Origin of the sequence: Streptomyces sp. NPDC015032, from assembly GCF_043080425.1 — a bacterium.
In the GTDB taxonomy this organism is placed as follows: Bacteria; Actinomycetota; Actinomycetes; order Streptomycetales; family Streptomycetaceae; genus Streptomyces.
On sequence record NZ_JBIBVN010000003.1, the window covers coordinates 153835 to 180825 of the forward strand.

24 protein-coding genes and 1 pseudogene are annotated in these 26991 nt (G+C 70.6%); 12 read left to right on the forward strand and 13 right to left on the reverse strand.

Going from position 1 to position 26991, the window contains the following annotated elements:
* Nucleotides 1–73 precede the first annotated feature (73 nt).
* A complete protein-coding gene (locus ACF08M_RS06475; RefSeq protein ID WP_392184109.1) occupies nt 74–2440 on the forward strand; it encodes an alpha-L-fucosidase in 2367 nt (788 codons plus the stop codon).
* Here the strand turns inward: ACF08M_RS06475 and ACF08M_RS06480 are convergent.
* The 7 genes from ACF08M_RS06480 to ACF08M_RS06510 form a co-directional block, all read right to left on the reverse strand.
* Nucleotides 2418–3854, reverse strand: coding sequence for a lipase maturation factor family protein (locus ACF08M_RS06480; protein ID WP_392184110.1), 1437 nt, complete (start codon nt 3852–3854; stop codon nt 2418–2420). The two genes, ACF08M_RS06475 and ACF08M_RS06480, sit on opposite strands and share 23 nt — an antisense overlap.
* 242 nt (nt 3855–4096) lie before the next feature.
* Complete coding sequence (locus ACF08M_RS06485) at nt 4097–4621, reverse strand: DUF1990 family protein (protein WP_392184111.1); 525 nt, start codon at nt 4619–4621, stop codon at nt 4097–4099.
* Complete coding sequence (locus ACF08M_RS06490; RefSeq protein WP_392184112.1) at nt 4618–5472, reverse strand: YndJ family protein; 855 nt, start codon at nt 5470–5472, stop codon at nt 4618–4620. Before ACF08M_RS06490 ends, ACF08M_RS06485 begins: the two co-directional genes overlap by 4 nt.
* 277 nt (nt 5473–5749) lie before the next feature.
* Nucleotides 5750–6814, reverse strand: coding sequence for a FecCD family ABC transporter permease (locus ACF08M_RS06495; protein ID WP_392184113.1), 1065 nt, complete (start codon nt 6812–6814; stop codon nt 5750–5752).
* Complete coding sequence (locus ACF08M_RS06500; RefSeq protein WP_392184114.1) at nt 6811–7848, reverse strand: FecCD family ABC transporter permease; 1038 nt, start codon at nt 7846–7848, stop codon at nt 6811–6813. The genes ACF08M_RS06495 and ACF08M_RS06500 overlap by 4 nt, the downstream gene beginning before the upstream one ends.
* 18 nt (nt 7849–7866) lie before the next feature.
* The gene (locus tag ACF08M_RS06505) at nt 7867–8916 is read right to left on the reverse strand and encodes an iron-siderophore ABC transporter substrate-binding protein (protein WP_392184115.1); all 1050 of its coding nucleotides are present in this window, start codon (nt 8914–8916) and stop codon (nt 7867–7869) included.
* Between the two features lie 456 nt (nt 8917–9372).
* Complete coding sequence (locus ACF08M_RS06510; protein ID WP_392184116.1) at nt 9373–10740, reverse strand: FAD-dependent oxidoreductase; 1368 nt, start codon at nt 10738–10740, stop codon at nt 9373–9375.
* A gap of 268 nt (nt 10741–11008) precedes the next feature.
* Here ACF08M_RS06510 and ACF08M_RS06515 point away from each other — a divergent pair, with 268 nt between their 5' ends.
* The 10 genes from ACF08M_RS06515 to ACF08M_RS06560 all read left to right on the forward strand — a co-directional run bounded on the left by ACF08M_RS06515 (nt 11009) and on the right by ACF08M_RS06560 (nt 21423).
* Nucleotides 11009–13075: a SpoIIE family protein phosphatase gene (locus ACF08M_RS06515; protein ID WP_392184117.1), complete on the forward strand. Its 2067-nt coding sequence runs from the start codon at nt 11009–11011 to the stop codon at nt 13073–13075.
* Between the two features lie 140 nt (nt 13076–13215).
* Entirely contained in the window at nt 13216–14607 is a 1392-nt protein-coding gene (locus ACF08M_RS06520) for a wax ester/triacylglycerol synthase family O-acyltransferase (RefSeq protein WP_392184118.1), read from the forward strand.
* Between the two features lie 146 nt (nt 14608–14753).
* Nucleotides 14754–15749 carry an aldo/keto reductase gene (locus ACF08M_RS06525; RefSeq protein WP_392184119.1) on the forward strand — a complete coding sequence of 332 codons (996 nt, stop codon included), beginning with the start codon at nt 14754–14756 and terminating at the stop codon, nt 15747–15749.
* Nucleotide 15750: 1 nt separating this feature from the next.
* On the forward strand, nt 15751–16062 hold the full coding sequence (locus tag ACF08M_RS06530) for an L-rhamnose mutarotase (protein WP_392184120.1): 312 nt from the start codon (nt 15751–15753) through the stop codon (nt 16060–16062).
* 1 nt (nt 16063) lies between these two features.
* A complete protein-coding gene (locus tag ACF08M_RS06535) occupies nt 16064–16918 on the forward strand; it encodes an amidohydrolase family protein (RefSeq protein WP_392184121.1) in 855 nt (284 codons plus the stop codon).
* Nucleotides 16919–17116: 198 nt separating this feature from the next.
* Nucleotides 17117–17869, forward strand: coding sequence for a LytR/AlgR family response regulator transcription factor (locus ACF08M_RS06540; protein ID WP_392184122.1), 753 nt, complete (start codon nt 17117–17119; stop codon nt 17867–17869).
* Nucleotides 17870–17934: 65 nt separating this feature from the next.
* Nucleotides 17935–18297 carry a hypothetical protein gene (locus tag ACF08M_RS06545; RefSeq protein WP_392184123.1) on the forward strand — a complete coding sequence of 121 codons (363 nt, stop codon included), beginning with the start codon at nt 17935–17937 and terminating at the stop codon, nt 18295–18297.
* A complete protein-coding gene (locus ACF08M_RS06550; protein ID WP_392184124.1) occupies nt 18294–19775 on the forward strand; it encodes a cation acetate symporter in 1482 nt (493 codons plus the stop codon). The genes ACF08M_RS06545 and ACF08M_RS06550 overlap by 4 nt, the downstream gene beginning before the upstream one ends.
* Nucleotides 19772–20962, forward strand: a complete 1191-nt coding sequence (locus ACF08M_RS06555) for a sensor histidine kinase (RefSeq protein WP_392184125.1) — start codon at nt 19772–19774, stop codon at nt 20960–20962. The genes ACF08M_RS06550 and ACF08M_RS06555 overlap by 4 nt, the downstream gene beginning before the upstream one ends.
* A gap of 263 nt (nt 20963–21225) precedes the next feature.
* Nucleotides 21226–21423: a zf-HC2 domain-containing protein gene (locus tag ACF08M_RS06560; RefSeq protein ID WP_392184126.1), complete on the forward strand. Its 198-nt coding sequence runs from the start codon at nt 21226–21228 to the stop codon at nt 21421–21423.
* Here the strand turns inward: ACF08M_RS06560 and ACF08M_RS06565 are convergent.
* The 3 genes from ACF08M_RS06565 to ACF08M_RS06575 all read right to left on the reverse strand — a co-directional run bounded on the left by ACF08M_RS06565 (nt 21357) and on the right by ACF08M_RS06575 (nt 24158).
* Nucleotides 21357–21923, reverse strand: a complete 567-nt coding sequence (locus ACF08M_RS06565; RefSeq protein ID WP_392184127.1) for a sigma-70 family RNA polymerase sigma factor — start codon at nt 21921–21923, stop codon at nt 21357–21359. The genes ACF08M_RS06560 and ACF08M_RS06565 overlap by 67 nt on opposite strands.
* 215 nt (nt 21924–22138) lie before the next feature.
* Nucleotides 22139–23587 carry an amino acid permease gene (locus ACF08M_RS06570; RefSeq protein WP_392184128.1) on the reverse strand — a complete coding sequence of 483 codons (1449 nt, stop codon included), beginning with the start codon at nt 23585–23587 and terminating at the stop codon, nt 22139–22141.
* A 109-nt stretch (nt 23588–23696) separates the two neighbouring features.
* The gene (locus ACF08M_RS06575) at nt 23697–24158 is read right to left on the reverse strand and encodes a universal stress protein (protein ID WP_392184129.1); all 462 of its coding nucleotides are present in this window, start codon (nt 24156–24158) and stop codon (nt 23697–23699) included.
* Nucleotides 24159–24323: 165 nt separating this feature from the next.
* Between ACF08M_RS06575 and ACF08M_RS06580 the strand changes: the two genes are divergently transcribed.
* Complete coding sequence (locus ACF08M_RS06580) at nt 24324–25166, forward strand: polysaccharide deacetylase family protein (protein WP_392184130.1); 843 nt, start codon at nt 24324–24326, stop codon at nt 25164–25166.
* Nucleotides 25167–25365: 199 nt separating this feature from the next.
* Here the strand turns inward: ACF08M_RS06580 and ACF08M_RS06585 are convergent.
* The 3 genes and pseudogenes from ACF08M_RS06585 to ACF08M_RS06595 form a co-directional block, all read right to left on the reverse strand.
* Nucleotides 25366–25898, reverse strand: a pseudogene (locus tag ACF08M_RS06585) (hypothetical protein).
* A gap of 176 nt (nt 25899–26074) precedes the next feature.
* Entirely contained in the window at nt 26075–26842 is a 768-nt protein-coding gene (locus tag ACF08M_RS06590; RefSeq protein WP_392184131.1) for a hypothetical protein, read from the reverse strand.
* A 15-nt stretch (nt 26843–26857) separates the two neighbouring features.
* On the reverse strand, nt 26858–26989 hold the full coding sequence (locus tag ACF08M_RS06595) for a hypothetical protein (RefSeq protein ID WP_351827172.1): 132 nt from the start codon (nt 26987–26989) through the stop codon (nt 26858–26860).
* Nucleotides 26990–26991: the final 2 nt, after the last annotated feature.

Genomic DNA, 26991 nt, shown 5'->3' on the forward strand with positions numbered 1-26991 from the left:
GAGGAGAGAGGGTTTCGTTCCGTCTGGAAGACTCCATTGACAGGTTCGCGACACGATCCAATCATCGGATGTCATGACCGAACTTCCCAGGCGCCATGTACTCGGAATGACGGCAGGGGTGGCAGTCGGCGCCGCCCTGCTCACCCCCGCCACCGCCGATGCCGATCCGCGGATCGGAGCCGTACCAGCGCAATCAGAGGCCGACGTTGCGGACGGCGGCTGGGGCACCGTCCCCGCCGCCGTCCCGGTGCCCCTCGACGAGTGGTTCGACAACGACGGCATCGACACCGCCGATGCCCGCGGCGGCGACTTCGACGGCTCCGGCTACACCTTCCCCGGCGAGGAACTCCCCGCCGGGGAACGGGAGATCAATGGCACAGCGTTCCTCTTCCCCGCCTCGGCAGCGGGTGCCAAGAACAACATCGTCGCCCTCGGCCAGCGCATCAGCCTTCCACCGGGCCGGTATCTCTCCGGACTCCTCCTCACCGCGTGCAGCTACGGCGCCGCGTCCGGCGGGGCCACGGTCCACTACGCCGACGGCACCACCTCGGCCGCGGTCCTCGGTGGCCCCGACTGGTATTCGGGGAGTGGCGCCGTCACCGCCGCGTACCGCTACGCGGCCGACGGCGGCAAGGACGGGCACCAGGTCTCCATCGCCGTCACCGAGATCGCGCTCGACCCGTCCAGGGAAGCCGTTGCGCTCACTCTTCCCACCACCCAGCCCGCCGAGGCCGGCAAGCCGTCCCTGCACATCTTCGCGCTCACCCTCCAACCGGCGGCACAGGGAAGGGCCTTGACGCTGCGCGACGCCCACTCCACCACCTCGCTGCTGGACTCCGGAGCCCAGAGCGTCGAGGCCACCGTCGTCAACGCGGGCACGGTCGGCATCCTCGCCTCCGACGGCCTCACACTCGCCGTGGACGTGCCCGGGGCGCGCACCGTCGCACCCGCCCGCATCACCCGGCTCGCCCCGGGCGATCAGGCCCGCGTCCGCATCGGCATCCGCAACAGGCCCGGCACCGCACCCGGCACCGCCCGGGACGGCAACGTCGTCGCACGCGGACGCGGACAGCAGGCCGCCACCGTCCGGCGTTCGCTCACCCTCGGCGTCCCCGACTACGCCCCGACGGACGACTCCCTCTCCACCCACCAGGCGCCGTACTGGTTCCAGGAAGCGAAGTTCGGGATCTTCATCCACTGGGGGATCTACTCCGTGCCTGCCTGGGCACCCGTCGGTACGCAGTACGCCGAGTGGTACTGGAACCAGATGCAGGACCCCGGCAACCCCACGTACACCCATCACCGTGACACCTACGGCGAGTCCTTCGGCTACGACGACTTCATCCCGATGTTCCGCGCCGAGCGTTTCGATCCGCGCTCCTGGGTGGAGCTGTTCCGGGACGCCGGCGCCCAGTACCACGTCCTCACCTCGAAGCACCACGAGGGCTTCGCGCTCTGGGACACCAGGCTCTCCGACCGCAACGCGGTGAAGATGGGGCCGAAGCGGGACCTCGTCAGGGAACTCTTCGACGCCTCGCGCCGCTACACCCCCGAACTCCATCCCGGGCTGTACTTCTCGATGCCCGAGTGGTTCAACCCCGACCACCCGTGGATGGGCCACGCCCCGCGCAATCCGTACACCCTGGAGCCGGTCCCGTACGCCGGATACACGGCCGGCAAGAACTATGTGACCGAGTTCCAGGGCCCGCAGATGCTGGAGCTGATCCACGGCTACGACCCCGAGATCCTCTGGTGCGACATCGGTGGCGACAACGACAGCCACCGGGTGCTGGCCGAGTACTTCAACCACGCCAAGAACCGGTCCCGCCCGATCGACGTCACCGTCAACAACCGTTCCGGGATCGGCCCGCACGACTTCACGACGCCCGAGTACACGACGTACGACCAGATCGTCACCGCGAAGTGGGAGTCCAGCCGCGGCCTCGACCCGTTCAGCTACGGCTACAACGCCGGGACGCCGGACGAGAAGTACATGACGGCCGAGGAGATCGTGCACTCGCTCGTCGACATCGTCTCCAAGAACGGCAACTTCCTGCTCGACATCGGCCCGAGGGCCGACGGCACGATCCCCGGCATCATGCAGCGCAGGCTGCGCGAGACGGGGGAGTGGCTGAAGACCAACGGGGAGGCGATCTACGACACCACGTACTGGGCACGGATGCCGCAGCTCGGCGAGGATCTGCGGTTCACCGTACGGCCCGGCAGGGCGTTCTACATCCACTCCCTGGCGCGGCCGGGTGCGACGCTCACCGTCGAGGCCCCGGTGCCGATCCGCAGCGGTGACCGGGTCACCCTGCTCGGTCACGACCGGCCGCTCCGCTGGCGCATCACGGGCGGCTCCCTGGTGATCGACGTACCGGCGGCGGCCCGCAGGACCGGAGAGCACGCCTGGGTGTTCAAGGTCGCCTGGTCGGGCTGAGCCAGGCCGGGCCGAGTGAGACGGGAGGCATGAAGTCCCGTACGTAGGTGCGGTGCCACCAGCGTCCGGTGGCCCGCAGTTCGCGCCAGGTCGTGTACCGGTAGCGGTACACCCTGGCGCGGACATGCGTGGGCGGGGCGTCCGGGAACGGGTTGTGACGCAGCAGCCGCAGCGTGTCCCGGTCGTTCTCCAGCAGCCGTTCCACGAACTGGCCGAACCAGGGGCCCGCGTACGCGGGGGAGAGCGCCGCGAACCACATCAGCCAGTCGAGCCGCAGATGGTACGGGGCGAACTGACGGGGCAGCCGGCGCGGATCGCCCGGCTTGCCGCGGAAGCCGTACTCCCGCCAGACCGTGCCGTCGTGGAGCACCGGGTCGTCCGTGCCCTCGACCGCGACCTCCAGCCGGACCCGGCTGATGCTGCCGAATGCGCCGTAGGTGTTGACCAGGTGCAGCGGATCGAACGAGCGGTTCATCACCTGGCGGCGGGAGACCAGGTTGCGTGCCGGGCGGTAGCTGAGGAACACCACCAGCGCGGTGACGGCAAGGACGACGATCTCGTACCAGAGGGGCGGCGCGGACTGCGAGGGAGGTTCGGTGAACAGGGACCAGTCGACGGCGGACAGCGCGAGGGTGATCGTCACCCAGTTCAGCCAGGCGAAGTTCCCCGAGAGGACCAGCCACAGCTGGGTGACGATCATCAGCCCCGCGGCCGCGCTCGCCACCGGCTGCGGAGTGAAGAGGAGTACCGGCACCAGAAGTTGGGTGACGTGGTTCGCGGCCACCTCGACCCGGTGGACGGACTTCGGCAGCCGGTGGAAGAACCAGCTCAGCGGTCCCGGCATCGGCTGGGTCTCGTGGTGGTAGTACAGGCACGTCAGCTTCCGCCAGCATTCGTCGCCGCGGATCTTGATCATCCCGGCGCCGAACTCCACCCGGAACAGCACCCAGCGCAACAGCCAGAGCACCAGGACGGGCGGAGCCGTGTGTGCGTTGCCGAGGAACACGGCGAGGAAGCCGGTCTCCAGCAGCAGCGACTCCCAGCCGAAGCTGTACCAGGTCTGGCCGACCTGGACGATCGAGAGATAGAGCGCCCAGGGCAGCGCCCAGAGCAGCATCGCCGTCCAGAGCGGAACGTACGAGTCTACCCCCGCGAGCAGGGCGACCGCGAGCGCGCAGCCGGTCCAGGAGACGCATGCGAAGAAACGGTCGGAGTAGTGGAGCCGGAAGAGGCCGGGCGCGCTGTGCCAGTCCGTGCGCCGCAGGAAGTCGGGCACGGGCAGCATGCCGCGCTCACCGATCAGCGCCCGGAACTGGAGCACGGCGGTGAGAAAGGCGAACAGATACACGCCGGCGAGAGCCCGCTGGAAGATCAGCCGGCTGAGCCAGTACCCGTCCGCGGTGAACCACTCCATCACCTCCAGTATCGGCCCGGTGGCCCGGCTCAGCCCTTCAGAGCCTGTCGGGTGACCTCTGATCGGGCGGCCACGCCCTGGTACGCACGCTTCCCGCGTTGCCGAAATGCCCAAGTAGCTCCTTCCCCAAGCTCTCAGCTTCGTTCGAGCAGGGGAGACCCCATCCGAGGACATCCCGGCGCCTTGGAATCGCACGCACCAGACCGCGTCCGCTACCCGATCGAAGGTCACCCGACAGGCTCTCAGACGCGCTCGCCGCGGCCCTCACCGACGATGCGGCGCAGCGTGGTACCGAGCCGCCGGGCGTACCACCGCTGAGCCACCGGTACGAGGGGCCCCGCGAGCCCGGCGTACCAGGCGGCCGGGCGGCTGAACGCCATGACGGTGAACGACACCGCCCCGTCGTCCGCCAGCTCCACCACGAAGGACTCCTCGCCGCGTTCCGGGTGCCCGGCCTCGGTTCCGTAGCCGAACCCGATGCGGTCCTGCTCGTACGCGGCCCAGACGACCCGGCAGGGCGCGGTGAACCGGAACGGGCCGATGCCCAGCGACACCCGGACGCAGACCCCGGCCTCGGCGCGGGCCGCCGAGGCGCGCACCCTGGCGCCGCTGGTGCGATGCATGCGCCAGTCGGTGACCGCCGCGCCCGCCGCCTCGAAGTCGGCGCGGCCGCGTCCGACCCGGGTCCGGTGGTGGAGGTGGTGGTATCCGTCGGGGAGCGGGCCGAGGCGGGTGGCGCCGACCTCGGGATAGGTGAGGGTGCTCATGCGGTCGTTCCTTCGTGGTCGGTGCGGTTGCGGAGTCGCTGCCAGGCGAGCACCGAGCAGAGTGCGAAGCCCAGTGCGTTCCCGAGGCCGTGGGTGGCGGCCATCCAGGTCAGTGTGGGGTGCGGGAGTCCGGTGGCCTCGCCGAGTGCCCAGCTCAGTGCGAGCACCATGGTGACCGCGAGGACGGCGGACGAGACGGCGAGCAGCGCCCGGGTGATCCGGTCCCGGTTCCGGTCACGGATCGACCGCCAGGTGAGGAGGGCGACGGTCCACATTCCCGCGGTCAGGACGACCGCGCCGGCCAGCTCGGCCCAGTCCCCGATGAAGTAGCCGATCAGGACGAGCAGGGTGCCCAGTGGCACGCTCAGCGCGGCGAATCTTCCCGCGGGGCTGTCGGCGGTCCGGCAGACGAGGCCCGAGACCAGCGCGGCGGCGAATCCGGCGTAGTGGAAGTGCGGCACGGTCAGTGCGAGGATGCCGAGCCCGAAGCCGAAGAGCGTGTGCCCCGAGCGCTCCGCGACCAGTGCGGTGGCGGCGATCGACGGCGTCACCAGGGCGGTGAGCAGGGCGATCTCGGCAGGTGCCGTGGCGGAGACTCCGGGCGTCGTGAGGTTGCGGAGCAGCCGGCGCGGAGCGTGCAGGGCGAGGAGGACGGTCCCGAGCGCGTAGCAGACCGCCAGGGCGGTGGCGGGCAGACCGCGCGGCAGCCACAGGGCGGCGGCACCGGGCACGGCGAAGAGCAGCCACAGACGGCGCATGCGGTCCAGCTCGGGTGCACCGATCAGTTGCAGCCCCGCAGGGACCACCACCAGCATGCCCAGCGTCACGATCGCACCGACAAGTACCGACATCGCCGTCCCCCTCGACTTGAACACGTTCAAGTGTGTTCAGTGGTGACTCTACGGCGCCTCTTGAACACGTTCAAGAGACGCCGTGGAGAGGGGACACGAGCAGGCCGGCGACATCGGCCACGACTGCCACTTCGGCTTCCGTGTCCGGTTCGTGTACGCGCTGCGGGCGGGTGGCCCGGATCCGACGGCCGGAGAGGACGACGAACCGGACGTCTGCGGGGGCGCGACCATGGCGCCTCGCAACTGCTTCAGCGACGGGTGCCGGCCCCCGAAGACCTCACAGGACGCCCCGGCGCCATTCCCGTACCAGCAGCCGGCCGAGGTACGCGCCTCCGATGGCCATCGTGTAGATGCCGACGGGCAGGTTGTCGAAGAGCGGCAGTTGCTGGGCGCAGAGATCCGCGAGTACCAGCAGCAGCGCGCCGGTCAGCGTCGACAGCAGCAGGTGCGGGCCGGAGGCCCGGGTGATGCGCTTGGCGATCTGCGGGGCCGTCAGCGAGATGAATGCGATGGGTCCGGCGACACCGACGGCGCCCGCCGAGAGCACGATCGCGAGGACGACGGCGACTGTCTTCGTGGCGCGGGGCCCGGACCCGAGCGCGCCCGCGATGTCGTCGCCCATCTCCCCGATGTCCAGCCGCCTGGCGATCAGGGCGGTGAGCGGAGCCACGACCAGCAGCACGCACCAGATCGTGGTGGCGTCGTCCCAGGACCGCGCCGACAGGCTGCCGTTGACGTAGGCGCTGAGTACGGCGGCCCGGTCGCGTTCCATGGCGTAGACGACGTACTGGGTGACCGCCGAGCCGATCGCCGCCACACCGACCCCGGCGATGACGAGCCGGGCGGGGTTGCGGAATCCGGTGCCGGTCGACACGTAGACCAGCGCCATGGCGAGGAGGGCCCCGAGCAGCGCGCCGAGCCCGACCGGCACGGTGTCCGGGAACAGCAGCGCGGCGATCGCGGCACCCGCCCCCGCGCCGGCCCCCAGCCCGATCACATCGGGGCTGCCGAGTGGATTGCGGGTGACGGACTGGAACAGCGCCCCGGAGAGCCCGAGCGCCCCGCCGGTGCCCACGGCGACCGTCAGACGCGGCCCGCGCAGCCGTTCCAGGACGAACGCGTTCTTCCCCTCCGCCCCGCCCGTCACCGCTTCGGCGAGATCGCCGAGCGGAATGCCCAGCCGCCCGAGCGACAGCGTGGCGACCGCGGCTGTCAGGAGCAGCACGAACAGCACGAGGGTCGCCAGCGCCGACACCCGCCGGACCGGCACCGCCACGGTCCGTCCGATCGTCAGGAACCCCCTGGGCGACGCGGTTCGGGTACTGGCCTGATGCGATGTCATGCGTTGCCCCTCATCCTGCGTACGGCGACGAGCAGCGCGGGCGCCCCGATGAACGCGGTCACGACACCGACCATCAGCTCCTGCGGGCGCATCACCACCCGCCCCACGACATCCGCCAGGAGCAGCAGCGCCGGGCCGGTCAGCGCCGAGAAGAGGATCTGCATCCGGAAGTCGACCCCGACCAGCGCCCGCACCACATGCGGAACGGCCAGTCCGACGAAGGCGATCGGGCCGACCGCGGCAGTGGCCGCGGCGCTCAGCAACGTGGCCGAGAACAGCCCGCCCGCCCGCACCAGCGGCGGACGGGCCCCCAGGGCCGCCGCCGTCGAGTCCCCGAGGGCGAGCGCGTTGAGGCCGGGACCGAGCACCGCGGCCAGCATCAGACCGGCCACCGCGAACGGCAGGACCGACCAGAAGACATCGATGTCCCGGCCGCCCAGCGCCCCGACGACCCAGTACCGGTAGCTGTCGAAGACCTTCGGCCGGCTCAGGGTCACCGCCTGGATGAACGCCATCAGTACGGCGGAGAGCACCGCACCGGCGAGCACCAGCCGCACCAGCCCGCCGCCCGACCCCGCCGATCCGACCGCATGGACGAGCAGACCGGCGACCAGCGCACCGGGCAGCGCCCACCACATGGTCTCCGTACTGCCCGACGCCCCCAGGAAGGCCGTCGCGGCGACGATGCTCGCGGAGGCGCCCGCGTTGATCCCGAGGAGACCGGGATCGGCCAGCGGATTGCGGGTCACGCCCTGCATGAGCGTGCCCGCGACGGCCAGGCAGAGACCGGCGAGCACACCGAGCGCGGTCCGCGGGTACCGGCTCTCGACGATGGCGGTGACATTCGGATCCGCGGTGCCGGACAGGACGTCCAGTACCTCGCCGAACGAGGTGGTCCGGCTGCCGAACATGACGCTCGCGAGCACGGCGAGCACGAGAACGACGACGGCGATGACGGCGGAATACACCCGTCGAGCGGTGCCGGTCCGTGAGGTGCCGGCACCGCTCGGCGGTGCGTATGTGGTGGTGGCCATGTGTGGTGGCGGCCGGTCTCAGCTGTTGCCGGCGGCCTTGACGGCCTTGTCGATCAACGGCAGGTAACGGTCGATCACCCACGGCACGGTGAGCGGGTTGATGATCGAGGAGGCGGTGACGAAGGAGTTGTCCTGGCCGGCGACCACGGCGCCGCTCTTGACCGCGGGGATCGCCGCGTACAGCGGCTGTGCCTCGATCTCCTTGCGGGCCTTGTCGTCCATGTAGAAGGTGAAGACCAGGTCGCTGTTCTGCAACTTCTCGGCGTTCTCCAGACCGATGAGCGCCGAGTCGGTGCCCTTGGTCTCCTTGAAGGTGTTCACCACCGGGTCGACCGTCAGTCCCAGCGAGGAGACCATCTTGACGCGCTGCTCATCGGGCTTGAACACACCGAGGGTGCCGGGGCCGGTGTTGTAGATGTACGAGAACGTGTGCTTCTTGTACTCCGGGCGGGTCGCCGCGGCATCGGCCAGCTGCTTCTCGATCTTCGAGGTGAGGGTCTTCGCCTGGTCCGGCCGGCCCAGCGCCTTGGCGATGATCTCGATCTGCTGGTCCCAGTCGGTGCTCCACGGCAGGTCGGGATAGGCGACGGTGGGGGCGATGTCCTTGAGGATGTCGTAGTCCTTCTGCGTGATCCCGGACCACGGCGCGAGGATGACGTCCGGCTCCAGTTCGGTGATGGCCTCGAAGTCGATGTCCTCACCGCCCGTGAACAGGGTCGGCAGTGTGTCGCCGGACTTCTTCACCGCGTCGTGGATCCAGGGCAGATAGCCCGTCTTGTCGCTTCCCCACTCGTACTTCTCGATGCCCACCGGGGTGTGGCCGAGTGCGATGGCCGTCTCGGCCGATCCCTGGCCGAGAGTGACGACCCGTTCGGGCTGCTCCTCGATCTCCGCCGTGCCGAGGGCACTCCTGATCGAGACGGGGAACGCTCCGCCGTTCTTCCCGGAGGCGCCGGAGGTCTCCTTGTCGTCGTCGCTCGACGAACAACCACCGAGGACGAGAACAAGGGCTGCGGCGGTGGCAGTTGCGGCGAGCGTCCGGCGACGCACGCGGGTGAACCGGGACATGGGTGTTCCTCATGCGTAGGCGGTCGGAGCGGTTGGATTCCACAGAGGAGCGGAAGTTTAGGTAAGCCTAAGCTAAGTCGTCATTCGTCCATAATCGACCCCGGGGGATCGGTGTCCGCCTTTGAGTCGGACCCATTGGTGAAAGGTCTGGATCAATCCGCGTTGGGCGCATCGTGGCCTGCGGACGTTCGCGGCCTGGCGGTTTCGTGGTGCCGTGTAATGATTGTCAGGATCATGACATTCATGCTCGGGGGGTGGGCTTCCGGCCCAGCCGGGAGCCGGAGGCGGCTACATGGCGCCGCGTGAAGGCGTTGCAGGGCCGTTGAACGAATCGTGAGCCGGGCGGCTCCGCCGGGGCGGGCGGAGCCACCCGAAGGAGGGGCCCGGCGGCCCGCCGCCGCGGCGGCGGGCCGGCTCATCGGTCCGGAACGGTCCGGTACGGAACTGTCCGTACGGTCAGGCGCGGGGCTCGGAAGCGTCCAGCATGGCGTCGCGCTCCACGACCTTGATCCGTTCGCGCCCCTGCTCGGCGCCCAGCGCCCGCTCGTGCGCGTCCAGGCGGTACCAGCCGTCGCGGGTGGTGTAGCGGATGCCGCGCTCCTCCAGGAAGGCGGTGACGGCCTCCGGCTCGGGCCGCTCCGGTGCGGGGAGCCGGCCCGCTCCGTGGTCCGCCAGGAGGCAGGCGACCGTCTCGTTGGCGTCGCCCTTGGTGTGGCCGATCAGGCCGATCGGGCCGCGCTTGATCCACCCCGTGACGTACACCGACGGCATGGGCTCCACGCCGTCGACGACGCGCCCCGCGGCGTGCGGGACGGTGCCGGAGGCCACGTCGAACGGGAGCTTCGGGAGCTCCTGCGAGTAGTAGCCGACCGCCCGGTAGACGCTCTGGACGTCCCAGTCGGTGAAGCGTCCGGTGCCCTTGACGTTCCCGGTGCCGTCCAGCTCGGTCCGCTCGGTGCGCAGACCGACGACCCGGCCGTCCTCGCCGAGGATCTCCGCCGGGGACTCGAAGAAGTGCAGGAACAGCTTGTGCGGCCGGTCGCCCACGTCGCGGATGGCCCAGTTCTCCAGCGTGGAGGCGACCATGTTGGCCTGCTTGTTGCCGCGCCGGGTCTCGATCGAACCCTCGTCGTACTCGATGTCCTCGGGGTTGACGATGACCTCGATGTTCGGCGAGTGGTCCAGCTCGCGCAGCTCCATCGGGCTGAACTTGGCCTGCGCGGGACCGCGGCGCCCGAAGACGTGCACCTCCAGGGCCTGGTTGGCCTTCAGGCCCTCGTAGACGTTTGCGGGTATCTCGGTCGGCAGCAGTTCGTCGGCCGTCTTGGCGAGTATGCGCGCCACGTCCAGGGCCACGTTGCCCACTCCGAGTACGGCGACCTTCTCCGCCTCCAGGGGCCAGCTGCGTGCCACATCCGGGTGTCCGTCGTACCAGGAGACGAAGTCGGCGGCACCGTGGGAGCCGTCCAGGCCGCTGCCGGGGATGTCGAGCGCGCGGTCCGCGTCGGCGCCGGTGGAGAAGATCACCGCGTCGTAGAAGGACCGCAGGTCGTCCAGGCCGATGTCGGCGGGGTAGTCGACATTGCCGAACAGTCGGAGCTGCGGCTTGTCGAGCACCTGGTGCAGCGCCTGGACGATGCCCTTGATCCGCGGGTGGTCGGGAGCCACGCCGTAACGGATCAGGCCAAAGGGGGCGGGCATTCGTTCGAACAGGTCGATCGAAACACCCGGGTCCTGTGCGGCCTCGGATTTCAGCAGCGCGTCCGCAGCGTAGATTCCGGCGGGGCCGGCTCCGACTATGGCGACGCGGACGGGGCGGGTCATGGAGTTGCAGGTCCTTAGAACGGGCTGACGCGGACAGTGCGGCGCAGGGTATGCGGCGCAGGGTAGAGGTAAGGATGGGCTTACCGTGCTACACGGTAACCGCTGTTGACCTGCGTCCTTCCGGCGGGCGGCCCTCCGGGAGCCCCGGAGCGGCCCCGTCCGGCGCCCCGCACCGGTTGTGGGGCGTCCCCGAACGCGGGGTACCGGAGTCTCCCGGCGGCGCCGGGTTCGCTCGAAGAATCGGACAAATGATGGCAGAGTGACCCACATGGATGATCGGGTAGCGGGTGCCCTGTCACTCCCGGACGGCTGGCCCGCCCACCCGGATCTCAGTCTCGCCCTGAACCGTATGGGCAGCTTCGACTGGGACCTCGACAGCGGCCTGATGCACATGGACCGGGCCGCGCTCGAGGTGCTCGACCTGCGGGCCGAGGAGTACGACGACCGGCCGGAGTCGATCGCGCCGCGGGTGCCGCCGGACGAGGGCGTCCGGCTCGATGCCATGGTCGCGCAGGCGCTCAAGGGCGGGCAGCGCAACTATGGCGCGTACTTCAGGATCCTGAGGCGCGACGGCACCCTGCGCTGGACTCATACCCAGGGCTTCATTCAGCGCGACGGGAGCGGCCGCCCCCATCGCATCATCGGGATCGTGCGCGACGCCACCCAGGAGCTGGCCGACTCGACGGCCCGCCGGGAACTGGACATGGAGCGGCGGCGCCGTACCAGCCTGGTGGAGGGCACCGCGGCCGCACTCGCCCACGCCCGGACCGTCGGGGACGTCATCGAGGTGCTGAAGAACTCCCAGGGTCTGGCACATCTCGGTGCGACCAGCCTGGTCGTGGGTCTGATCGAGGCCGGGCGCATCCATCTGGTCGCGGACGGGCCGGAGGGCTCGTTCGTCCCCGGCACCCGCTACACGCGGACGGACGAGCCGTACCCGATGAGTGAGGTGGTGCGCACGCTCGCGCCCCGCTTCATCGAGTCCGCCACGGATTTCGCCGCCTCGTACCCGATTCTCTGGCCGCACATCAGCCATCTCGGGATCACGTCCGCCGCGTATCTGCCGCTGATCGCCCAGGCCCGGCCCATAGGTGCGCTCGGGCTGCTCTACAGCGACAAGGACGGCTTCACCGGCGACGAGCGCAATCTGCTCGTCGCACTCGGCAGTTCCATCGCCCAGAGTCTTCAGCGGGCCATGCTGTACGAGCAGGAGCACGATCTCGCCGAGGGTCTCCAGCAGGCCATGCTGCCGCGCCGGATTCCGGACGTGCCGGGGGCCCAGGTCGCCGTCCGGTACCGGTCGGCCCGGCTGGGCCGGGACATCGGGGGCGACTGGTACGACGTCATCCCGCTGCCCGGCGGCCGGGTCGGGGTCGTCATCGGGGACGTGCAGGGGCATGACACGCACGCCGCTGCCGTCATGGGGCAGCTGCGCATCGTGCTGCGGGCGTACGCGGCCGAGGGGCACAGTCCCGCCACGGTGATGGCCCGCGCCTCCGTCTTCCTCCACGAGCTGGACACCGACCGCTTCGCCACCTGCACCTATGCGGAGGTCGACCTGACGACCGGAGTGGTGCAGCTGGTCCGGGCCGGTCATGTCGATCCACTGATGCGCGAGGCCGACGGCGGCTGCCGCAGGCTGTTCACCGAGGGCGGGCTGCCGCTGGGGCTCTCCGCCGAGTTCGGGCGGCTGGAGTACCTGGTCGGCACGATCGAGCTGGACCCCGGGCAGACGCTGGTGCTGTTCACCGACGGGCTGGTGGAGCTGCCCGGCGCGGATCTCGACGAGGGGATCCAGCTGCTGACGTCCATGGTGCGCAACGGCCCGCGGGACCTCCAGAAGCTGGCCGACCGGCTCTGCGAAGAGGTCGACGAGCGCGGCGGACAGGATGACGTGGCGGTCCTGCTGCTGGGCCGCAACATTGCTCACGCACCCCAGCCGGGCGGCAGGCTCCAGCAGCATGTCGCACAGGGGGATCCCGAGGCGCTGAGTTCCGCGCGGCACATGATCCGGGCGGCGGTACGGGCCTGGGGCGCCGGGACGCGGGCCGACGAGGTCGAGCTGGCGGCCGACGAGCTGATCACCAATGCGCTGATGCACACCGACGGCGGAGCGATCGTCACGATCCGGGTGCTCGCCGGGCCCGAGCGGCGTCTGCGGGTCGATGTCGAGGACCGCTCCAGTGTGCTGCCCCGGCGGCGGGACGCGGGGGAGGCCGGGGTCTCCGGGCGGGGGCTGATGCTGGTCGACCGGCTGGCGGACCTCTGGGGCGTGGAGTCGCGGGGCAGCGGCAAGTGCGTGTGGTGCGAATTCGTCATCCCCGAACGCGAATGACGAGATGCCGGTGCGGCCCGTCAGGTGTTGAGTACTACCCGACAGTAACAGAAAGTAACATGTCTGTGCTTGACCGTAACCGACCGCGAGCGATTGACTGCGACTCCGTCAGTTCTGTCTTCCGATGACTTGAGGATCCGTTGGGCACTGAGCTGCTGACCCCCCTCGACCTGGCCTTCTGGCACCTCGAATCCGATGCCCATCCCATGCACCTCGGTGCGCTCGCCGTGTTCTCCCCGGTGCCCGACCCGGCGCACCGCGTCGGCCCGGAGGCCGTGCTGGAACTGCTGGGCAGCCGCGCGGCCGCGATTCCACGGTTGCGGATGAGGGTCAGGGACGTACTGCTGCCGGTCGGCGGCGCGGCCTGGTTCGCTGACAAGGACTTCGATGTACGGCGGCACATCGCATGGGTGCGGCCGACCGGGGCGGAGCCGTGCGACGGGGGCGGCGGATTCATGGCGGGTGCCACCCGGCTTGCGGGGGAACTGATGGAGCGACCCCTCGAACGGGGGCTGCCGCCCTGGCAGATGTACGTGATCGGCGGCGCCGGCGACGGCGCCTTCGCCGTACTCGTCAAGCTCCACCACGCTCTCGCCGACGGAATGCGCGCGGTCGCCATCGGTGCCGGGATCTTCGACGAGATCGCCTCCGCCACCGGACGCGCCCGGAACGGCACGCCCGCCCGCCGGGCGCGCGCGGTCCCGCCCCGCTCCTGGATGCCGGGCCCGCGGCAGGTCGCCGGGCTCGCGCGGGACCGGATCGAGGATCTCGGGCGGGCATTCGGCGTCGGTGCCTCCATGGTGCGGGCCAGCCGCCTCGATCTGCGCGGCGCGCCCGCGCTCACCGCGAGCTCCAGCGGCACCCGGCGGCTGGCCACCGCGGACCTGGATCTCGGGGAGATCCAGCGGATCCGCCGCGTCGCCGGGGGCACGACCAACGACGTCCTGCTCGCGGTCGTCGCCGGGGCGCTCCGCCGCTGGATGCTGGAGCGCGGAGAATCGCTGCCGGCCGAGGACCCGCGCGCGCTGGTGCCGGTCTCCCGCCGCAGACCGGGTCAGGCCGCCGCGACCGGGAACAAGCTCTCCGCCTACCTGCTCGAACTCCCCGTCTCCGAACCCGATGCCTGGAACCGGCTCCGCACCGTCCGCACGGCCATGGACCGCAACAAGTCCCGAGGGCCCTTCCGGGGTGCCGGGGCGGTAGCCGTACTCGCCGATCAACTGCCCTCGCTGGCCCACCGCTTCGGCGCGCCCCTCGCCGGGAACGCGGCCAGGATGCTCTTCGACGTCCTGGTCACCAGCGTGCCCCTGCCGCGCTCGGCGCTCTCGCTCGGCGGCTGCCCGCTGCGCGCCGTCTACCCGATGGCGCCGCTGGCCCGCGGTCAGTCCCTGGCCATCGCCCTGTCCGCGTACGGCGGCCGGGTCCAGGTCGGGCTGGTGGCCGACGGCAAGGCGCTGCCCGATCTGGAGCGGCTGGCGAGCTGTGCCGATGACGAGGTGGCGCAACTGCTCGCACTGCTGCCGACCTGTTGAACGGTCCGCGCCCCGATCGGCCATAGATCGGACAGATCTCCGGAAAGTTGCCGGAGATCTTGGTGGCCGAGGTGTTGACGCGCCCAAGTGATCCGATGAATATTCGCTGTGTGCAAGAAGTGATCACCAGGGAGGGCGGCGGAAGCATGCGGCGCAGCAGACTGGGAAGCAGCGCGGTCGAGATCACCGAGCTGTCCTTCGGAGCGGCCGCCATCGGCAATCTCTTCAGCGCGGTCGACCCCGCCCAGGCGGCGGCCGCCGTGGACGCCGCCTGGGACGAGGGCATCCGCTACTTCGACACCGCGCCGCACTACGGACTCGGTCTCTCCGAACGGCGGCTGGGCGAGGCCCTGCGCGGCCGGCCCCGCGACACGTACGTCCTGTCCACCAAGGTGGGACGGGTGCTGGACCCGCTGCCCGCCGGCACAGCCCCCGCCGCCGAGCACCTGTCCGACGGCCTCTCCGAGGGCTTCGCCGTACCGGCCACCCACCGCCGCCGCTGGGACTTCAGCGCCGACGGCGTACGCCGCAGCATCGAGGACAGCCTGCGACGGCTGGGTCTCGACCGCATCGACATCGCCTATCTGCATGATCCGGACGACCATGCGGAGGCCGCGTTCCGCGACGCCTACCCGGAACTGGAGAAGCTGCGCGCACAGGGGGTCATCGGTGCCATCGGTGCCGGTATGAACCAGACCGCGATGCTCGCCCGCTTCCTGCGCGACACCGACATCGACGTGGTGCTCTGCGCGGGCCGCTACACCCTCCTCGACCAGTCCGCCCTCGCCGAACTGCTGCCCGAGGCGGCCGCCCGCGGCCGCAGCGTCGTCGTCGGCGGCGTCTTCAACTCCGGACTGCTCGCCGACCCGCGCCCCGGTGCCACGTACGACTACACCGCCGCGCCGCCGGCCCTCCTGGACCGGGCGCTGCGGATCAAGGCCGTCACCGAGGGGCACGGCGTCCCGCTCCGGGCCGCCGCCCTCCACTACCCGCTCGCACACCCGGCCGTCGCCGGAGTGCTCGTCGGCACCCGCTCCCCGGACGAGGTGCGCGATGCCGCCGCCCTGTTGCGCCGCGAGGTCCCGGACGAACTCTGGGACGAACTGCGCGCCGAGGGCCTGCTGACCGAGGACGGACACTGACATGAGAATCGCCCTGCACACCAAGGTCCGCGCCGACCGCATCGACGCGTACGAGGCCGCGCACCGCGAAGTCCCCGAAGAGCTCACCACCGCGATCCGCGCGGCGGGCGCCACCTCCTGGACGATCTGGCGCAGCGGCACCGACCTCTTCCACGTCATCGACTGCGAGGACTACGCCGGACTCCTCGCCGAACTGGAGAAACTCCCGGTCAACGTCGCCTGGCAGGCCAGGATGGCCGAGCTCCTCGACGTCGCGCACGACTACTCGTCGAACGGTGCCGAAGCCGGTCTCCCGGTCGCCTGGGAGCTGTGACATGAACGGCCGTCAATGGATCGTCGACGCCCACCACCATGTGTGGGACCTGTCGGTACGCGACCAGGACTGGATCACCGGCGACGAACTCGCCCCGCTCCGGCGCACCTTCACCCTCGCCGACCTGGAGCCCGAGGCACGCGCCGCGGGGGTCCGCGCCACCGTCCTCGTCCAGACCATCGCCGTCCCCGCCGAAACCCCCGAATTCCTGGCCCTCGCCCACGACAGCGATCTCGTCGCAGGCGTCGTCGGCTGGTGCGACCTGACAGCGCCGGACATCGGCGACACCCTCTCGGCGCTGCGTGAACTCCCGGGCGGCGACCGGCTCGTCGGCATCCGTCACCAGGTCCAGGGCGAACCCGACCCGGCATGGCTGCTGCGCCCCGACGTCCTGCGCGGACTGCGCGCCGTCGCCGACGCCGGGCTCGTCTACGACCTCGTCGTCCGGGCCCACCAGCTGCCCGCCACCGCCGAGGCCGCCGCCCTGCTGCCCGGGCTGACCTTCGTACTCGACCACGCCGGCAAACCACCCGTCGCCTCCGGTGAACTGCACCCCTGGGCCGACGACCTCCGGGCCCTCGCCGCCCGCCCCAACACCGTGTGCAAGCTCTCCGGCCTGGTCACCGAGGCCGACGTGCGGTCCTGGACGGTGAACGATCTGCGTCCGTACGCCGACACCGTCCTGGACGCCTTCGGGCCCGGCCGGCTGATGTTCGGCTCGGACTGGCCGGTGTGCCGGCTCGCCGCGACATACGCGGAGGTCGTCGACACGGCACGCACCCTGACCGAGACCCTCACCGAGGACGAGCGGCACCGCGTCCTCGCCGCCACCGCCGAGCGTGTGTACGGCCTCTGACAGGCGTCCCGCCGACGCATCCGGCAACAACAAGCTTCCCGGCCGCGCCGCCGCGCCCCGGCAAGGGGCCCCTGGCGCTGCGTACCGTCCTCACCGGCGGCGGACGAGCCCCGGCGGGCGCCGCCCGCCGCGAGTGCCGCGGTCACCGACCGCGCGATCCGCCGCCCGTCACCCCCGGCAGACCTTAAACTCCGGCCCATGCTGCGCGTACTCGCCGTCGACGACGAAGAACCCGCCCTGGAGGAGCTCCTCTACCTCCTGCGCGCCGATCCCCGCATCCGAAGTGCCGAGGGCGCCACCGGGGCCACCGAGGCACTGCGCCGCATCGGCAGCGCGGTCGAGGCGGGCCCCGGCGACCCGTCGGCCATCGACGTCGTCTTCCTCGACATCCACATGGCGGGCCTCACCGGCCTCGACGTCGCCCAGCTGCTGGCCGGGTTCGCCGCACCCCCGCTCATCGTCTTCGTCACCGCGCACGAGGGCTTCGCCGTCCACGCCTTCGACCTCAAAGCCGTGGACTACGTCCTCAAGCCGGTCCGTCGCGAACGCCTCGCCGAAGCGGTCCGCCGGGTCGCCGAACAGGTCGGCGACCGCTCCGCACCCGTAGTCGACACCGCGAACGACCAGATACCGGTGGAACTCGGCGGGGTGATCCGGTTCATCCCGATCGACGACATCGCCTACGCCGAGGCCCAGGGCGACTACGCCCGGCTGCACACCGCCACCGGCAGCCACCTCGTCCGGGTCCCCCTGACCACCCTGGAGGAACGCTGGCGCTCGCGCGGTTTCGTACGCATCCACCGGCGCCATCTCGTCGCTCTGGGCCGGATCGACGAACTCCGCCTCGACGCGGGCAGCATGAGCGTGTGCATCGGCGCCGCGGAGCTCGCCGTGAGCCGTCGCCACGCCCGCGCGCTGCGCGATCTGCTGATGCGCCGGACCGGCCGCTGACCAGGGACTACCCGCGCTCGAAACCTCTTCCCAGGGCGGTCCGGTGCTGCGTACACTCCGGGCCCATGTCCGCAGAGCCAACGCCCCGGCGTGAAGTGGTGACGGGGGAGCCCCGGCGGGTGCGCCCGCTGCCGCGCTACCGCACCCAGTCGGAGATCGACGAGCAGACCGCACTGGGCGATGCGTACGTCCGGTCACTGATGCGCAGTCAGTTGCGGGCCGGACTCACCGCGTTCACCGTCCTCGCCGTGGTCGTCGGCACGCTGCCGCTGGTCTTCGAGGCCCTGCACAGCGCCGCGCTCGTCTGGGCGGTCCTCGGGTTCGCCGCCTATCCGCCACTGACCCTGGCCGCCTGGTGGTACGTGCGAAGAGCCGAGCGCAACGAACGCGACTTCGCCCGGCTCGTGGAAGGCCGCCCCGCACCGTGAGCCGTACGTACGCGGTGGCGGCCGTCGCCGTCGTCGTTGTCGCGACCGTCCTCGTCGGTGGCTTCGGGCTGCGCATCTCCCGCACCACCTCCGACTTCTACGTCGCCTCGCGCACCGTACGGCCCCGGCTCAACGCCGCGGCGATCAGCGGCGAATACCTCTCCGCCGCCTCCTTCCTCGGCATCGCCGGCCTGGTCCTCGTGCACGGCCCGGACATGCTCTGGTACCCGGTCGGATACACCGCGGGCTATCTGGTGCTGCTGGTCTTCGTCGCCGCACCGCTGCGCCGCTCGGGGGCGTACACCCTGCCCGACTTCGCCGAGGGGCGGCTGGAATCGCGGCAGGTGCGCAGGCTGGTGAGCGTGTTCGTCGTCGCGGCGGGCTGGCTCTACCTCGTACCGCAGCTCCAGGGCGCAGGGCTGACGCTCAAGATTCTCACCGGGGCACCCGGCCGGCTGGGCGATGTGCTCGTGGCGGCCGTCGTCGTGATCGCTGTCGCCGCGGGCGGCATGCGGTCCATCACCTTTGTGCAGGTCTTCCAGTACTGGCTGAAACTGACCGCACTCCTCGTCCCCGCGGTCTTCCTGGTGCTCGCCTGGCAGGGCGACGGACAGCCCCGCGTCACCTTCGACGATCAGCTCTCCGTCTTCCGCGCCGACCATCCGCTGTACGCCACCTACGGACTGATCGTCGCGACGTTCCTCGGCACCATGGGCCTGCCCCATGTCGTCGTCCGCTTCTACACCAGCCCCAACGGCCGCGACGCCCGCCGCACGACGGTCGCCGTCCTCGCCCTCGTCGGGGTGTTCTATCTGCTGCCGCCGGTCTACGGCGCGCTGGGCAGGCTGTACGCCCCGGAACTCGTGCACGGCGGGGAAGCGGACGCCGCCGTGCTGCTGCTGCCCGGCCGGGTCGTCGGCGGACTCGGCGGGGATCTGCTCGGTGCGCTCATCGCCGGCGGCGCCTTCGCCGCGTTCCTGTCGACCGCCTCCGGCCTCACGATGGCCGTCGCCGGGGTCATCACCCAGGACGTGCTCCCGTCGCGCGGGGTACGGCACTTCCGGCTCGCCACCGTACTCGCCATGTGCGTGCCGCTGGCCGGTTCACTGGTGGTCAGCCGGGTGCCGGTGGCCGACTCGGTGGGGATGGCGTTCGCCGTCTCCGCGTCCTCCTTCTGCCCGCTGCTGGTCCTCGGTATCTGGTGGCGGCGGCTCACCCCGCCCGGTGCGATCGCCGGACTGCTGCTCGGCGGCGGTTCCGCGTTCCTGTCCGTCGCCATCACCGTCAGCGGCGCGGTACGACCGCCCGGCTGGCCGCACGCGCTGCTCGCCTGGCCTGCCGTGTGGTCGGTGCCGGTCGGCTTTCTCGCCATGGTCCTGGTGTCCCTCGCCACGCCCGGCCGGATACCTCCCGGTACGAACGCCGCCATGACCCGCTTCCACCTGCCGGAAGCGCTGACCTCCGGGAGACACCGATGACCGGGGCCGGATACGCCGTACTCGTCCTGCTCGGCCTCCTGCTGTTCGGCGTGGGCCTCCTGCTCGGCCGCCGCACCGCCCGCCCGGTCCGCACCAGCGACGTCGGCACCCCCGTCGAGCACGCCACCTTCGAGACGCTGCACACGGCCTCGCTCGCGGCGCCCCCGCTGCGCGCCGGACTCACCGAGGAGAGCGCCCGTAAATCCGCCCGCGGACTCCGCTCCCTGCTCGGTACCGACGCCCTCTGCCTCACCGACCGTGACCGGGTGCTCGTCTGGGACGGCATGGGCGAACACCACGGCCGGCACGTCATGGACCAGGTGCGGGGCCTCCTCGCCAGCGGCCGCGACACCGCCTTCTCCAGCGACTGCGACGACCTCGACTGTCCGCTGCGCTGGGCCGTGGCCGTGCCCCTCACCGTCGACCACCGGGTCCTCGGCACCCTCGTCGCCTACGCCCCGCGCGAATCGGCCGTGCTGGCGAGAGCGGCCGGAGAGGTGGCGCGCTGGGTCTGTGTACAGCTGGAACTCGCCGAACTCGACCGCTCCCGCACACAGCTCATCGAGGCCGAGATCAGAGCGCTGCGGGCCCAGATCTCCCCGCACTTCATCTTCAACTCGCTCGCCGCCATCGCCTCCTTCGTCCGTACCGACCCCGAGCAGGCTCGCGAACTCCTGCTGGAATTCGCCGACTTCACCCGCTACTCGTTCCGGAGCCACGGCGACTTCACCACCCTCGCCGACGAACTCCACTCCATCGACCAGTACCTGGCACTGGTACGGGCCCGCTTCGGCGAACGGCTCGCCGTCACCCTCCAGGTCGCCCCCGAGGTGCTGCCCGTCGCCCTGCCGTTCCTCTGTCTCCAGCCCCTCGTCGAGAACGCCGTCAAGCACGGCCTCGAAGGGGCCGTCACCCACAGCCGCATCACCATCAGCGCACTCGACGCCGGCTCCGAGGCCGAGGTCGTCATCGAGGACGACGGCACCGGAATGGACCCGGAACGTCTGCGTCACATCCTGCGCGGCGAGGGCGGCCGCTCCACCGGAATCGGACTGCTGAACGTCGACGAACGGCTGCGCCAGGTGTACGGGGACGACTACGGACTCGTCATCGAGACCGGTATCGGCGCCGGGATGAAGATCACGGTACGGCTGCCGAAGTACCGTGCGGGGGTGCACGGTTCCTGACCCGACGGCAGGGGTGATCAGTGGAGATGGACCGCCAGATGCCCCAGTGGCAGCCCCAGCTGCCAGGCCGGCGTACATCCAGGCCATCGGGGCCGGCAGCCCGCTCCCACTGGTTCCGTCCTGACCTCTCGGGCACATCCCGTCTCGCCCCTTCCCCTTCTCGGCACCGGGCTTCACGGAGCGTTGAACCGGGGGAGCGCGCTCCGCGTGGCCAGAAGCACAGGATCCGTCACGACCGGATCCGTCGACGACGTGAGGATGCGATGACCGCCGATCCCGGGGAGGGCCCACACGTGCGGCAGTTGCTCGGCGCCTATGTTCTCGATGCGCTCACGTCCGGCGAGGCCCGCGCGGTCTCCCGCCACCTGCTGTGCTGCGACCGGTGCGCCGCCGACTACGTGGAAGTCGCGGAGGCCGTTTCGCTGCTCGCTCCGCTGGGCGAGGAGGACCTGCTGGAGTAGCCCGGCAGGCTGCGGGAGAGCCGACGCAGCGCGTAGTAGGACCGGGACTTGACCGTGCCCGCCGGAATACCGAGCGCCCGAGCCGTCTCGACCACGCTCAGCCCGCGGAAATACATCTGGACGAGGACCGCACGGTGCTCCGGACTGAGGGCGCGTATCGCATCGCGCACGTCGAGGGCCGAGACCGTGACCTCGGCGGTGTCCTCCTCGCCCGCGGCGGTCTCCAGCACGACATCGCTGACCTCGGCCGGCCGGGCCTGCCGCGACCGGCGCGCATCGATCGCGAGACGCCGCGCGACGGTGAAGAGCCAGGGCCGCATCGACTCGTACGGGGCGTCGAAGGCCTCCGGATGCTGCCAGGCCCGCACCAGCGTCTCCTGGAGGAGATCCTCGGCCCGCTGCCGGTCGCCGAAGGTCAGCCCGAGCAGGAAATGGAAGAGGGCGGGGCCGTGCTCGCGCTGGAGATCCGCGAGGGTCCGCTCATCGGTCGTCGTGGTCATCGTGAACGCCCTTCTCCGCCGAGGCCCGTGCCGCTTCGCTGCCGACTGCCGTATCCGAACGCATCGGGGCGCCGGGGAACAGGCGGGGAGCCGCTCCGTGCGACGAGCGGTCGCACGGAGCGGCGAATGGTGCGGTGAACGGTCGGGCGGTTGCCGGGGAGGGCGCCCGTACGGGGGTGGGCAGCGGATGGTGCGGTGCCCGTACGGGCAGCGGGTCAGCCGGTTCCCGTCCCGGTACCCGATTCCGGTGTCCTCGCCATCTCCGACTTCCGGTACGAGTAGCCGAAATAGATCACGAGTCCGACCAGGAACCACACCACGAACCGCACCCATGTCTGCCACTGCAGGAAAGTGATCAGCCAGAGGGAGAACACCACACCCAGAGCCGGCACGAACGGCATGCCGGGAGTGCGGAACGTACGCGGCAGACCGGGCTGCTTGTAGCGCAGCACGATCACCGCGATGCACACCACCACGAACGCCAGCAGAATGCCGATGTTCGTCAGCTCGGCGGCCTCGCCGATCGGGAGGAACCCGGCGATCACGGCCGATGCCGCGCCGACGATCCAGGTCACCCGGGTCGGCACATGGCGGGTCGGGTGGGTCTTGGCGAACCACTTCGGCAGCAGCCCGTCGCGGCTCATCGAGAACCACACCCTGGTCACGCCGAGCATGAAGGTGAACATCACGGTGAGGATGCCGATGATCGCGCCCACCGCGATCACATCGGCGAGCCGGCTGAGCCCCACCGACTTGAAGGCCGTGGAGAATCCGGACTCGGGGTCGATGTCCTGGTAGCTCTGCATCCCCGTCAGCACGAGACAGGCCGCCACATAGAGCACCATGGAGATGCCGAGGGAGTACAGGATCGCCTTCGGCATGTGCCGCTGGGCGTCCTTGGACTCCTCGGCCGCCGTCGACATGGCGTCGTACCCGAACACCGCGAAGAACACGGTGGCCGCACCAGTGAAGGCACCGCTCACCCCGAACGGGAAGAAGGGGTTGTAGTTGGCGGTGTTGATGTGGAACACGCCGACGCCGATGACCAGCAGAACGACCAGGACCTTCAGGACGACCACGGCCGTTTCGAAGCGGGCCGCGTTCTTGATGCCGAGGGTCAGCAGATACGCCACGAGCAGGCAGAGCAGCGCGGCGAACAGGTCCACCCGATGGCCGTCCCCGGTACCGGGCGCGCCCAGCATCCACTTCGGCACGTCCAGCCCCATCTCCCCGAGCAGGAAGCTGAAGTAGCCGGAGATGCCGATCGCGACCACGGCGACGATCGCGGTGTACTCCAGCAGCAGGTCCCAGCCGATGAACCAGCCCACCAGCTCGCCGAGCACCGCGTATCCGTAGGTGTAGGCGGAACCGGCCTTCGGAATCAGGCCGGCGAACTCGGCGTAACTGAAGGCTGCCGCCGCGCTCGCCACACCCGCGATCAGGAAGGAGACGAGCACCGCGGGCCCGGCGGTGCCGTTCGCCACCGTGCCCGCGAGGGTGAAGATGCCCGCGCCGATGATCCCGCCCACGCCGATCGCCGTGAGCTGCCACAACCCGAGCGTTCTGGTGAGCTGGGTGGTGACGTCCCCCGCCGGGCCTTTCTCGTCGATCTGCTCGATGGGCTTGCGGCGCAGTACACCCTCGCCCACTCGGAGCCTGGCCATGAGTCACCTCTTTGCTGACGGCCGTCCCTGACGGGCGCTCATGATGGCCCAGGCGGGGCCGGTGCGGAAGACGGCGTGCCGTCGGGCGGAGGTGAGGATTGCGCGACGGTTACGGGACCACCGTGACGGGCCAGCGGCCCGCCTTCACCAGCCGGATCGCCACCGAACCGATGAACCGGTGCCCGGCGGACTCCGACGCTCCCACCACGACGGCGTCGGCCTTCAGCTTGTCCGCCACCGTCACGAGTCCGTTGTAGGGGTCACCGCGGAAGGTGTGGAACTCCCAGCGGACATCCCATATGTCCTTCATCCGCTCCGTCGCCTGCCGGATCTCGCTCACCAGCCCCTCCGCCACCTCGCCGGTCGTATCGGCGACGGGGGCGCCGAGCGCGCCCCCCGCGGGCAGCACGGGCTGGACGTAGACGAGGGCGAGCATGGCCCCCTGCCGGCGGGCGAGTCCCGCCGCGTACGCGGCGGCACGCATGGAGGAATCGGAGCCGTCGAGGCCGGAGACGATCACTTTCGGACCGTCTGTGCCACGTTCGAACTGGTGGGGGTGCTGGTCTGTCACGGCAGTGAGGCTATCCGCTGCCGGCGCGCGCTCCGTCCCGGGCCGCGGTACGGCCCGGAACAGAGCTGCCGGTTGCCACGGACACGGTCCCTCCATGGGGTGCAAAAGCTCCCGCGGCAGGTGTCGTTGACCGGATCGGGCCTGTCGACGTGCGAGCAGTTGGTCATGAAAAATGACCAGAGGCTGCCGGGGCGCAGAGCGCTGCTGCGACTGGCCGCCGGACTCGGCACGGCCGGTGCCGTACGCGTGATCGCCGCGGATCCGGCCTCGGAACCGTTCCGGCCCGCCGCAGAGCTCCCGGAGGGCGCTGCCGGCTCCCCGGCCGTCCATCAGGAGCTGCACTCCTCCCACCGGCTCCAGCCCATGACCGAGGGCTCCCCGCCCCGCTTCCGGCCCGCGGCACCACCCGTCCGCACCAGGCCCTTCGAGAAACTGCCCGAGGTCGGGCACGCCATGGTGCTCACCTTCGACGACGGACCCGACCCGCTGTGCACGCCCCACATCCTCGCCACACTGCGCAAGCACGACGTCCGCGCGATGTTCTTCATCTGCGGAGAGAAGGCCGACGGCAACCGGGACCTGGTGCGGGCGATCGCCGAGGACGGTCACACGATCGGCAACCACTCCTGGACACATCCCCTGGTCACCAGGCTCTCCCGGGCCGGTGTCCGTGACGAGCTGGGCAGCACCAGCGAGGTGATCGAAAAGATCACCGGCAATCCGCCGTTCTGGTACCGGGCGCCCTACGGATCCTGGAACCGGAACTCCTTCGAGATCTGCGCCCAACTGGGCATGGAGCCGATCGCCTGGACGCTCGACACGCTGGACTGGACCGAACCGGGTGCCGGGACGATCGTCCGCAGGGTCCGGCAGGGGGCGGCGCCCGGCGTCGTGGTGCTGTCGCGCGATGCGGGAGGCAACGGTTCGCAGAGCGTGTCAGCCCTGCGGCGGTATCTGCCCGAGCTGCTCGACGCGGGCTACCGGATCACGGTGCCGCGGCGGCGGTGAGCGCGCGGCCGGTACTCAGGGTCCGCGGTACAGCCGGAGGTGGCCGGACGGTCGGGTCCGGGACGACTGCTCCGGCGGCTGCCTGCCGGACACGGGCCGGGGCAAGGGTGAACGGGGGGCACAGGCCCGTACGCCCGTCGCCCCGAGTCCTGCTACAGGACCCGGGGCGACGGGCGTATCGGGCCGCACTGTCCTGCTCTCAGTGCGGGCGGCTCTCTTTGCGCAGGCGCACCACGTAGATGATGCCGGTGGCCGTGACCACCGCCAGTGCGGTTCCGGCGGCGACCTCCGCGGTGTTCATCCGGCCCATGCCGCCGCCGAGTCCGCCCCGCGCACCGGCCGGAGCGACCGGGGCGCTCGTGGTGGGGCGGCGGAGGGCGTGCCGACCGTGAGACCGGCCTTCGCCGTGGCGCCGGGCGATGTGTTGCAGATGAATGTCACCTCATGGGCGGCGCCGGATCCCGCGGCCCGGTCGACCGTGGCCGCGGCGGTGCCGCCCCTGGGGATGGTGACCGTGTCGAATACTCCGGAGCCGGCCGTTGCGGTTGTGGAGCACCCCCGGGCGGCCAGGGTGACCTGGCTTCCCGGCGCGATCACCGACGGAGTGACGGTGTATCCGGTCGCGGAGGACGCGCCTCCCGACGTCTCGGCCGATGCGGTCGCGGCCGGAGCGGTCAGGGCGAGAACGGCGGCGCCGAGCAGGGCGACGGGTGCGGCGCCTATGGCACGCATGGGTGAATCCTCCCATTCCCCGAGGAGCAGTTGCGGAACGGTTTTCCGCATTAAGGTCAGAAATGCACCTCGACGGGCCACACGCTAGAAGTCGACCTTTTTGTCGGCGATCGGAGTGCGCCGCCCGGGGCACCGGGTTCCCCCGGGCGGCGCACCGTTCGTGCCGCGCCGGCCCGCTATCCGCCCGCTGCGCCGGGGAACAGGTCGAGGAACGGTGCGGCGGTGGCCGACATGCCACGGCCGAAGGGGGAGTCGAAATCCCAGATGAGAAAGAGCAGAAAGGCGATCAGGACGCTGAAGAGCCCGGCCAGCAGCAGTTCGCGGAAGGTTCTGCGGATCTGCAGCGCGAAGATCAGCCCGACGGTCACCAGCGCCCCGGTGATCAGGCCGAACCAGACCACGCCCGGCATGGTCGCGCCGGCACTCTGACCGCGCGCGCTGCGCGCGTCGTCAACCGCGGCGACCTCATCGACCAGTGGCTGATATGCCTGCCCTTCGTGGCTGTTCTTCGGCCGATAGTCGGTGACATCGGTGCGTACCCGGGCCAGCAGCCGGGTCCCCTCGTCGTCGAGCGAGCCGTGCTCGGTCATCGACCGCCACTCGTCGTGGACGACGTAGCGCGCGTAGGCGTCGACATCGGCGCGGATGCGCTTGCGCACCTCGGCCGGGTAGACGGCGGAGCGGACGCTCACCTCGTGCAGTGCCTGGGCCTCCTGGCGTACGTACTCCTGGGCGGCGCTGCGGCCCTCCCAGACGCCCGCGATGGCGAGACCCAGCACGATCGCGTAGACCACGCCGATCATCATCGTCATGTACTCGATGACGTCGGGGGTCTCGGACGGGTCGTCGTCCTCTCCGATCCGGCGGTTGTTGAGTACGGCGGTGGTCAGCACGACAGCGCTGACCGCGGTCATCGCGAGGGCGAGAACAAGCCATTCCGACATGGGTTTCTCCGGAGGTCATCGGGAGCGGGGGCGCAGTACGGCGACGGCGAACACCGCGGGCGCCGTGATCAGCAGGGTGAGGGTGACCAGGGAGGTGCCACGCCGCGGGACCTTGCGCGGCGGCTTGCGGTAGGTGGGCAGCGCCACGG

Bases quoted from the DNA above. Each gene is read 5' to 3' on its own strand.
- ACF08M_RS06565 (WP_392184127.1), bottom strand. From the start codon at position 21,923: ATGACCACGACGACCGATGAGCGGACCCTCGCGGATCTCCAGCGCGAG.
- ACF08M_RS06475 (WP_392184109.1), top strand. From the start codon at position 74: ATGACCGAACTTCCCAGGCGCCATGTACTCGGAATGACGGCAGGGGTG.
- ACF08M_RS06535 (WP_392184121.1), top strand. From the start codon at position 16,064: ATGAACGGCCGTCAATGGATCGTCGACGCCCACCACCATGTGTGGGAC.
- ACF08M_RS06485 (WP_392184111.1), bottom strand. From the start codon at position 4,621: ATGAGCACCCTCACCTATCCCGAGGTCGGCGCCACCCGCCTCGGCCCG.
- ACF08M_RS06500 (WP_392184114.1), bottom strand. From the start codon at position 7,848: ATGGCCACCACCACATACGCACCGCCGAGCGGTGCCGGCACCTCACGG.
- ACF08M_RS06540 (WP_392184122.1), top strand. From the start codon at position 17,117: ATGCTGCGCGTACTCGCCGTCGACGACGAAGAACCCGCCCTGGAGGAG.
- ACF08M_RS06495 (WP_392184113.1), bottom strand. From the start codon at position 6,814: ATGACATCGCATCAGGCCAGTACCCGAACCGCGTCGCCCAGGGGGTTC.
- ACF08M_RS06555 (WP_392184125.1), top strand. From the start codon at position 19,772: ATGACCGGGGCCGGATACGCCGTACTCGTCCTGCTCGGCCTCCTGCTG.
- ACF08M_RS06560 (WP_392184126.1), top strand. From the start codon at position 21,226: ATGACCGCCGATCCCGGGGAGGGCCCACACGTGCGGCAGTTGCTCGGC.
- ACF08M_RS06490 (WP_392184112.1), bottom strand. From the start codon at position 5,472: ATGTCGGTACTTGTCGGTGCGATCGTGACGCTGGGCATGCTGGTGGTG.
- ACF08M_RS06580 (WP_392184130.1), top strand. From the start codon at position 24,324: ATGAAAAATGACCAGAGGCTGCCGGGGCGCAGAGCGCTGCTGCGACTG.
- ACF08M_RS06545 (WP_392184123.1), top strand. From the start codon at position 17,935: ATGTCCGCAGAGCCAACGCCCCGGCGTGAAGTGGTGACGGGGGAGCCC.
- ACF08M_RS06510 (WP_392184116.1), bottom strand. From the start codon at position 10,740: ATGACCCGCCCCGTCCGCGTCGCCATAGTCGGAGCCGGCCCCGCCGGA.
- ACF08M_RS06530 (WP_392184120.1), top strand. From the start codon at position 15,751: ATGAGAATCGCCCTGCACACCAAGGTCCGCGCCGACCGCATCGACGCG.
- ACF08M_RS06570 (WP_392184128.1), bottom strand. From the start codon at position 23,587: ATGGCCAGGCTCCGAGTGGGCGAGGGTGTACTGCGCCGCAAGCCCATC.
- ACF08M_RS06590 (WP_392184131.1), bottom strand. From the start codon at position 26,842: ATGTCGGAATGGCTTGTTCTCGCCCTCGCGATGACCGCGGTCAGCGCT.
- ACF08M_RS06525 (WP_392184119.1), top strand. From the start codon at position 14,754: ATGCGGCGCAGCAGACTGGGAAGCAGCGCGGTCGAGATCACCGAGCTG.
- ACF08M_RS06505 (WP_392184115.1), bottom strand. From the start codon at position 8,916: ATGTCCCGGTTCACCCGCGTGCGTCGCCGGACGCTCGCCGCAACTGCC.
- ACF08M_RS06515 (WP_392184117.1), top strand. From the start codon at position 11,009: ATGGATGATCGGGTAGCGGGTGCCCTGTCACTCCCGGACGGCTGGCCC.
- ACF08M_RS06480 (WP_392184110.1), bottom strand. From the start codon at position 3,854: ATGGAGTGGTTCACCGCGGACGGGTACTGGCTCAGCCGGCTGATCTTC.